General features: G+C 70.8%; 2 protein-coding genes. Both read left to right on the top strand.

Going from position 1 to position 633, the window contains the following annotated elements:
* Positions 1–279 (top strand): hypothetical protein (locus tag ACTWPW_RS64530; protein ID WP_443175088.1); only part of this gene is annotated, 279 nt, incomplete at its 5' end.
* On the top strand, positions 276–633 hold a 358-nt coding region (locus ACTWPW_RS64525; protein WP_443175087.1), incomplete at its 3' end, for a site-specific integrase. The genes ACTWPW_RS64530 and ACTWPW_RS64525, both read left to right, overlap by 4 nt.

Raw genomic sequence — 633 nt, 5'->3', positions numbered from 1 at the left:
CAGCACACCTTCGCCGTGCTGATCGCCGCGGCGGGCATCCAGGCGCCGCCCGGCCGGCGTGCTCCCCAGCTGCACGACCTGAGGCATACGTTCACCGTCGCGACGATGCTGGACTGGTATCGCGACGCCGGGAACGTGCAGGCCCGGCACCCGCTGCTGTCCACCTGGCTCGGCCATGTCGACCCGAAGTCGACCTACTGGTATCTCCAGGCCGTCCCCGAGCTCCTCGCCCTGGCCGCAGGCAAGCTCGAGCAGGCGGACGGGCAGGTGGCCCGATGAGCGACCTTGCCCCCATCCTGCAGGGCTTCTTCACCGACCGGCTGGCCCGGCAGAAGAAGGCCAGCCCGAACACGGTCACGGCCTACCGCGACACGTGCCGGCTCCTGGTGTCCTTCGCGCAGGCCAAGACCGGGAAGGCACCCAGCAAGCTCAGCCTTGCCGATCTTGACACCACACTGATCGGCGCGTTCCTGCAGCACCTGGAGGATGACCGGGGAAACGGCACGGCCACCCGCAACGCCCGGCTGGCCGCGATCCACTCGCTGTTCAGCTATGCGGCCCCGCGGGCACCCGAGCACGCCGCCGTGATCAGCCAGGTCCTGGCCATCCCGCCCCGCCGGCGCGAGCGCGCCA

The sequence above is a fragment of the Nonomuraea sp. KM90 genome (assembly GCF_052246675.1).
Lineage (GTDB): Bacteria > Actinomycetota > Actinomycetes > Streptosporangiales > Streptosporangiaceae > Nonomuraea.
The sequence above is the reverse complement of the archived record's forward strand: the minus strand, read 5'-3'. Positions and strand labels throughout refer to the sequence as shown.